Annotated in this window: 8 protein-coding genes and 1 pseudogene; 3 read left to right on the forward strand and 6 right to left on the reverse strand. The window is 67.9% G+C overall.

From position 1 onward, the window contains the following. Positions 1–32 precede the first annotated feature (32 nt). Positions 33–961, forward strand: a protein-coding gene (locus IH68_RS54700; protein WP_420719043.1) for an IS5 family transposase whose coding sequence is annotated in 2 segments (ribosomal slippage) — positions 33–410 and positions 413–961 — 927 coding nt in all. Because the reading frame shifts where the segments join, the coding sequence is not laid out codon by codon here. 128 nt (positions 962–1,089) lie between these two features. Then, on the forward strand, positions 1,090–1,824 hold the full coding sequence (locus tag IH68_RS0147685) for a class I SAM-dependent methyltransferase (RefSeq protein ID WP_051834126.1): 735 nt from the start codon (positions 1,090–1,092) through the stop codon (positions 1,822–1,824). A 413-nt stretch (positions 1,825–2,237) separates the two neighbouring features. On the opposite strand, the gene IH68_RS0147695 is transcribed toward IH68_RS0147685, so the two are convergent. The 3 genes from IH68_RS0147695 to IH68_RS0147705 form a co-directional block, all read right to left on the reverse strand. Then, complete coding sequence (locus tag IH68_RS0147695) at positions 2,238–2,567, reverse strand: hypothetical protein (RefSeq protein ID WP_030949796.1); 330 nt, start codon at positions 2,565–2,567, stop codon at positions 2,238–2,240. 76 nt (positions 2,568–2,643) lie between these two features. After that, on the reverse strand, positions 2,644–2,934 hold the full coding sequence (locus tag IH68_RS0147700; protein ID WP_030949799.1) for a hypothetical protein: 291 nt from the start codon (positions 2,932–2,934) through the stop codon (positions 2,644–2,646). Beyond that, complete coding sequence (locus IH68_RS0147705; RefSeq protein ID WP_030949801.1) at positions 2,934–3,317, reverse strand: hypothetical protein; 384 nt, start codon at positions 3,315–3,317, stop codon at positions 2,934–2,936. The genes IH68_RS0147700 and IH68_RS0147705 overlap by 1 nt, the downstream gene beginning before the upstream one ends. Positions 3,318–3,918: 601 nt before the next feature. On the opposite strand from IH68_RS0147705, the gene IH68_RS57540 reads away from it, so the two are divergent. Continuing rightward, positions 3,919–4,110 (forward strand): hypothetical protein, encoded by a 192-nt coding sequence (locus IH68_RS57540; RefSeq protein ID WP_030949803.1) that lies wholly within the window; start codon positions 3,919–3,921, stop codon positions 4,108–4,110. Positions 4,111–5,192: 1,082 nt separating this feature from the next. On the opposite strand, the pseudogene IH68_RS54710 reads toward IH68_RS57540, so the two are convergent. The 3 genes and pseudogenes from IH68_RS54710 to IH68_RS0147725 form a co-directional block, all read right to left on the reverse strand. Then, positions 5,193–5,714: pseudogene (locus tag IH68_RS54710) on the reverse strand (rRNA adenine N-6-methyltransferase family protein); the annotation flags it as partial. Between the two features lie 150 nt (positions 5,715–5,864). After that, on the reverse strand, positions 5,865–6,188 hold the full coding sequence (locus IH68_RS51115; protein WP_063763615.1) for a hypothetical protein: 324 nt from the start codon (positions 6,186–6,188) through the stop codon (positions 5,865–5,867). Between the two features lie 149 nt (positions 6,189–6,337). Beyond that, the gene (locus IH68_RS0147725; protein WP_030949810.1) at positions 6,338–6,550 is read right to left on the reverse strand and encodes a hypothetical protein; all 213 of its coding nucleotides are present in this window, start codon (positions 6,548–6,550) and stop codon (positions 6,338–6,340) included. Positions 6,551–6,697 lie beyond the last annotated feature (147 nt).

Consider the following 6,697-nt stretch of genomic DNA (forward strand, 5'->3'; position numbering starts at 1 on the left):
GTTCCGACGATCAGTCAGTCGTTGATGCGACTATGGGGAGTAGGAGTGATCTGACAGATGCCCGGTGGGAGCGGCTGGAGCCGCTTCTGCCGGTGAGCAACGGGCGTTGCGGCAGGTGGCGGGACCATCGTCAGGTCGTGAACGGGGTGCTGTACCGGATACGCACGGGCGTGCAGTGGCGCGATTTGCCGGAGCGGTTTGGACCGTGGAAGACGGTGCACGAGCGCCATCGCCGGTGGTCGGCGGACGGAACGTGGGAGATGCTCCTGCGGCGGATCCAGGCCGAGGCGGACGCGGCCGGCGAGATCGACTGGGACGTCTCGGTCGACTCGACGTCTGTGCGCGCGCACCACCACGCCGCCGGCGCCCGGCATGCTCCGCCGCCATCCTTCAAAGGGGGCTCTGTCCAGACGGTCAAAGTCGCTCGGGTCCGGTCGGAACTGATCGATCGGCTGGCGGAGGTGGTGCGGGAGGTGAGGCGCTCGGCCGCTCGCGGGGCGGGTTCACTACCAAGATCCATCTGAGTGCGGACGGCCGCTGCCGGGTGCTCTCGCTGGTCATCACGCCCGGGCAATACGCCGACTGCACCCAGTTCGAGTCGGTCATGGGCAGGATCCGCGTGCCGCGGCTGACCTGTGGCAGGCCGCGCACCAAGCCGGACAGTGTCAGCGCCGACAAGGGCTACAGCAACCGCCGAGCCCGCCGTTACCTGCGCAGACGAGGAATCCGGCACGTGATCCCGGAGAAGGCCGACCAGGCGGCCAACCGGGTCCGACGCGGCAGCGCCGGGGGTCGGCCGCCCGGTTTCGACAGGGACCGCTACAAGAAGCGCAACACCGTTGAACGGGCGATCAACAGGCTGAAGACCTTCCGCGCGGTTGCGACCAGGTTCGACAAGCGCGGCTACGTCTACCTCGGCACCGTCACCGCAGCCGCACTCGTCATCTGGCTCCGGTCGTGATCGCCAGGACAGGCCCTAGGGAGAGGCCGGTCCCGCACTGCCCTCACGCGGCCGGGGCCGGCCACCTCCGGGGTGAGATTCCCCGGAACTAGCCCGGCGACAGCTTGCCGCCCGCCAGGATGGTGCGGGTGACAACCAGCCCAGACCTCTGGCACCACTACGGCCGGACGCGCGCAGAGCAAGACCGCGCCGTCCCCGACGTCTTCCACTGGATCTGGAGCCAGGACAGCGGCCCCGGCTTCGAAGCCCTGGGCGACCTCACCGGCAAGGTCGTCTGCGACCTGGGTGCCGGAGCTGCCCGCCACGCCGCTCACCTGGCGGCCCACCACCAGCCCGCCCAGGTCATCGCCGTCGATGCCTCACCCGCACAATGCGAGATGGCCACCGGCCTCTACAGTCACCTGGTTCCGCGTCTGCGTGTCGTGCTGTCCGACGCCGTGTCTCATCTGCGCGCGACGCCCCACACGTATGACGTGCTCTACAGCGTCTTCGGGGCACTCGACTTCACCGACCCCAACGAGCTGCTGCCTGCCGCAGCGGCAGCACTCAAGCCCGGCGGACGGCTGGTGTTCTCCACCCTCGCCCACTACCTCAACGGTGCACCCGCCCAGCCAGACGTGGCGGCAGCCGACGTTGCCGCGAAGACTCCGGACGGCGAGACCACCACGATGCGCCGTTGGGTGCTCCAGGAACACGTCTGGGTGAAGGCTCTCGACGGGGCGGGATTTTCCGCCATCAAATCCGAGGTTCTGCCCTCACGAGTCGACGGCCCCCGGACGGCGGACACCCTGCTGGTGACCGCTGCCGTCTCACCACGCACCAGGCCGTCCGGCAACGCCGAACAGCACGGTGACGGCAACTGACGGTTTCCTGTGCGGCACATCGGGGGTGTGCCGGCGAGCGACCCGTTCCTCATCAGTCACAAAGGAGGACCAGGCCGGGTGGGCCCAGATCGGCAGCCATCCGTAGCAGCAGCCTCCCGCCCCGCCATCGGACTCACGCACAGCCGACCAGGTAGAGGTGGCCGAGGAACTGATGGAACTGCGGGAGCAGGGCGTGAAGATCCGTCTGTGCCGGGGGTTCGATCGTCAGCGCGGCAGCCGCCCGTGACGCGCTCGCGTTGGCGCGTCAGGTGCAGACGGACCAAGCGAAAGACACACCGCCCAGACACCGTCGTCCCAAACCGTCTGAGAACCACCTAGCGGCCGACCGGCCGCAACACGGACGAACGACAACCAGCAAAAGTCCGCGCCTGATGGGATGCCCGCAGCATGGTCTACCGGTAGCGGCGCGCTGGCGCCAGCCACGTGACCGCCAAGGCCTCGCCCCCCTCGTCGTCGTCCGATGAGTCATCGGGGGCGGGAGCCTGACGCACCTGCTCGATCTGCCGCTCGATCCCGCGCAGATTCTCCTGCAGGTCCATCGTGACCACGCCGTCGACGGTGACCGTCAGCGGGTCGGCGAGGAGCTTGGCACGCCGCTCGCCGAGGACCTCGAGGGCGACCGCGCGTACCGACCGCAGCCGGAAGTAGCGGCGTTCCAGGTCGGCCGGATCGGTCTCCGAGCCCAGCTGCGCGAGCAGCCACGACCTCTGGAACTCGTCCACCAGAATCACATTCCTCAGTGCGAGGTGCGGTCCGGAGCCAACGGGGGATCTGGCTCCGGACCGCACACGGAGCGTATTACGCGGAGGAGGACCTCGTCCGTCGCGACGGGGACTTCTTCGGAGTAGTCCCGCCGGCCTCGCCCTTCTCTTGGTCGGGCTTGGCCGTAGCCCCGGCCGGGTCTGGCTCGCCGACCGCGATCGGCTCCAGCTCGACGCCGTCGTACAGCGGCGGTTCCCAGGCGTCAGGATTGGTCACCAGTGCGGCGATCTCCAGCGTCGGGCTCTCGCCCGGCAGCAAAATCAGATCCTCGTACGTCTCCGGGTCCTTCACGTACACGGCGGCCTTCAACCGCCGACCGGCCGCCATCACAGGACCTTCGCCACGATGTGCGCGTCCGGGGTGTGCATCACCGGCATGCCGACCGCGGCGCCCTTGGTCCAGATCTGCACGGGATCGTCCTGCACCCCGCGGGTGATGATCAGGCCCGGCGCGTCCTCACGGACGATCTCCGGGTTCGAGCCGCGCGAGAGCACCAGGGCCTCGGCCGTCACGCCGTACAGGGTCGGTGCCCACTTTTCCCGCTCCGGCGGCACCAGGATCCACAGGTCCTCGGGCAGTACCTTGCGGGGTTTGCCGTCGACCCGGACCCGGGTCTTGTAGAAGTGAGGCAGAAGTTGTGGCGTCGCCGACGGCCGCCGAAGAGCCGCGCTCTCCCGCGAACTGCGCGCCCTGTCCCACCGAGTGAGCAACGGGCCACATACGCAGTCCCGTTGCGGAAGCCGCCGGATTGGCGAGGACTCACCCCGCTCTGCAGTTCGACGTCGCCTCGACGCCGCCCGCCCGACGGCTCGCCCCCGGCCCTCCTCAGGTCCGGGGACGGGGCCATTTCAGTACGTCACGCGAGGTGAAACCCCGGCCGAGGATCAGTTTCGGCCGACATTGCGGCCCGAATAATCGTTACGGCCGACCCGGGGTTTGGTGATGGACGCGAAGAGTGGAGCCGAGCCGGATGGACGGATTGCTTCAGGGGTAGGCAGTAAACACGATCGAAGGGGAGCCCATGTCTTTCAAAAACATCTTCGACGGCGGCGGGAGTGAAGCCAAGTCCGCCGAAGAGTCCGCTCAAAAGGTGTACGAAAACATCCCGGGCGCCCGGCCCGAACGGCAAGGGGTCGACCCGGAACTGTACGACGGAATTCCGGATGTAGAGCGCGACCCGAAGATTGTGCGTGAGACGTCACCCGAGGCGCTCCGCATCATGAACGGCTTTCTGTCCCCGCTGTTCAAGAGGACCGGCTCGGCGGCCGCCGAACAGCGAGCCACCTGCGAGGACCCGCATCGACAGCCGGCATGGCCTCCTCGGCCGAGGGCGAGACGTTCAAGAAGGTGAAGGTGGAGATCAGGGACGAGGACCGGCCGGGGGTCAAGGGCGAGGACCTGCCGAAGATGAGCGAGGAAGAGATGGAAGAAATGAGAAGGAAGAACTCCGAAGAGGCCGCGAAAGTCGAAAGGACCGACGGCGCGCCGACCGAGGGTGAATGACTGTCACATCGTTGAGATGCGCGGGAAAGGGAGGGCCCAAGGGAATGGGCGACGCCAAAAAGAACAACGTGAGTACAGCTCATCTCGGCGAACGGTACATGCGCCACCCGCTGACCGGACGGAACCTGAAAGAGCTCGACGTCGCCACAAAGGCCCCCGCGATCCTGGAGCGGGACAGGGAGAAATTGAAGAGGAAGGCCGAGAAGAAGTCGCCGGACGGTGATGATCGGTACGTCCACCCCATCGGGTTCTCCCTGAACAAGGGGCGGTTCCAGGAATTCCCCGAGGGGGAGGCCACGGCGCACGAGCGCGGATGGACGGCCTACACGACGGTGGGTGTGCCGCTCGTCGAAGAGCGGGCCGACATCGCGCAGCCCCCTCCTGACGTGATCTCCAAGCAGACGTACGTCAACCGGACCGACCCCGTCCCCACGAAGTGGTCGCACACGGTCGAGTTCTCGATCTCGAACACGATCAGTTGGTCGCTCCAGGGGCAGGTGCAGCTCACCTTCGGCGCGAAGGCCACCGCCTCGCTGCAGCAGCAACTGCAGAAGAGCATGGCGGCGAACCAGTCGCAGAAGACCACCCTGAAGAACAGCAAGGACAACCAGGGAGTCGACTCCGAGGCCCAGTCGCAGTCGACCAGTACGACCACGGCCACGGGTACCGCCACCGGCACCGGCGAGCTGTCGGCACAGCTGATGCTGGGGATCACCGCGTCGGTCAGCGGCTCGCTGACCACCGCGTTCAAGACGTCGTCCACGCTGAGCGGTGAGGTCGGCAGCCGGGTGGACGTCCTGGCCACGCAGCGCCGCCAGGTGCGGAGGTTCGACTACGAATTCCCCATCTCCTTCGGCGGGTGGGTCGCGCTGTATTACCCCGAGCCGGTGGAGGTCAAGGAGACGCACCCGGACGGCCCGCAGGCCAAGGAGCCGAAGTACGCCAAGGTCATCGCGTGGAAGCTCGGAGAGACCGGCGCGGCCGAGGACACCTTCGACCTGACCGACGAGGGCAGGCCGTTCTTGCAGAGGGGGGAGGCCGAGGTCGTCTCCACTCTCGCCGGGGTCCATGAGGTCTTCGAAGACACTGTCGTACGGTGCGCGGCGGGGATGGCCCAAGAGCCCGTCTCCCGTCACGGTCCAGGTGGAGTAACCGGCCGTCTCCAGCGCGGCATCCGCACGGGCCGCGACCGCGGGGTCCACTTCGATCGTGGTCACGTTGTCCTCGCCGAGGCGGTGGCACATGAGGGCGCAGGAGTAGCCGGTCCCGGTGCCGATCTCCAGGACCTGATGGCCGTCTTCCACCTCCAGCTTCTCGATCATGTCCACGACGGTGACCGGGGTGGTGGACGACGACGTCGGAGAGCCGGTCACGAGGTCGCTGACCTGATCGGCGGTGAGGTGCCCGTCGAGCTGCGTGGTCAAAGACTCGTCCCGGTAGGCGATCTGCGCCCACTCGTCCGGGTCGGTTCCGACCGCAGTGACCGGGAGCCACCGGCCGTCCTCCGCGGGCAGAAACACGCCCGGGTTCAGGAACAGCTCCCGAGGTACGGCCTCCACCGCTTCCCGCCACCGGGGGCTGACGAGGACGCCCGCCTGCGCCAGGCGGGCGGCGAGGGCGCGGCGGCAGGCAGGGAGCGCGTCTCTCGATAGCGGCGGAGATCGCCCAGGACAGCGGCAGGAGCCCCCGGCGAGTTCCTCGAACTCGCCGGGGGCGCTCCTGGCCCGGACGTCCTCGGGCGCCCGGGGCCGGGATCAGCACCTCGGCAGCGGGTCTGTCTCGTCGTACACGTCGCTGTCCTTCACGAAGCCCCAGCCACCGTGGCTGTAGTGAGGCGTGTCGGCGAGCGTGTAGATCCAGCGATTGGGGTGCGGGCCGCCGCCGCCGGTGGGGTCACCCTCGTACCGGCAGGTGAACCAGTTGACGGTCCCGCCAAGGTAGCCGACGGTCTGCCCGGCCCACTCCACGCGGATCCCCGGCCTGTTCCTGCAATACCAGTGGCCGTCGACGCCGTCAAAGTTGCAGGAGGACGCCGCCTGGTTGCTCCCGGCGGGCTGCGCGACAGCGGCACTCGTCATGGTGCCGACGAGGGCGAACGCGCAAGCCAGGGCCCCCGCGAGGTGCCTTGCGCGGGGTGAGGACAAAGTGGACTTCTTCATGGGCACATCCCGGAAGTCGGTGACCTGTGGAGTGCTCCCAACCTCACAGACCCGAGGGCGAAACGCCATCAATTCGAGCAGGGTCGAAAGGGGTCCTCTGCCTCCGACGAGGACTTGACCTCGCGGAACTGCGTATACAAGGCCAGCACCAGACCCACGCCCAGGATGATCCACGCGTGCCGCCGTATCTGGTCGAGCGGGCCCGGCCACCGGTCCTGACCCGTGGCCGCGTTCTCCGCGAACGACGTCACCGCACCGACCACCGCCGTGATCACGGCCAACGCCGCTAGTCTCAGCCGCCCACTCCCGGTCACGAGCCCCCCAATACCTCAGAGGGCGGTACGTGAGTGCATAGGTGTTTTGTCTTCACCTGAATGTGTGGCGGTGCGGCATCCCGGCCGGTCGGCGGGCATGGGCATGTTGAGCTG

The organism is Streptomyces sp. NRRL S-646 (assembly GCF_000720765.1).
Classification (GTDB): Bacteria; Actinomycetota; Actinomycetes; order Streptomycetales; family Streptomycetaceae; genus Streptomyces.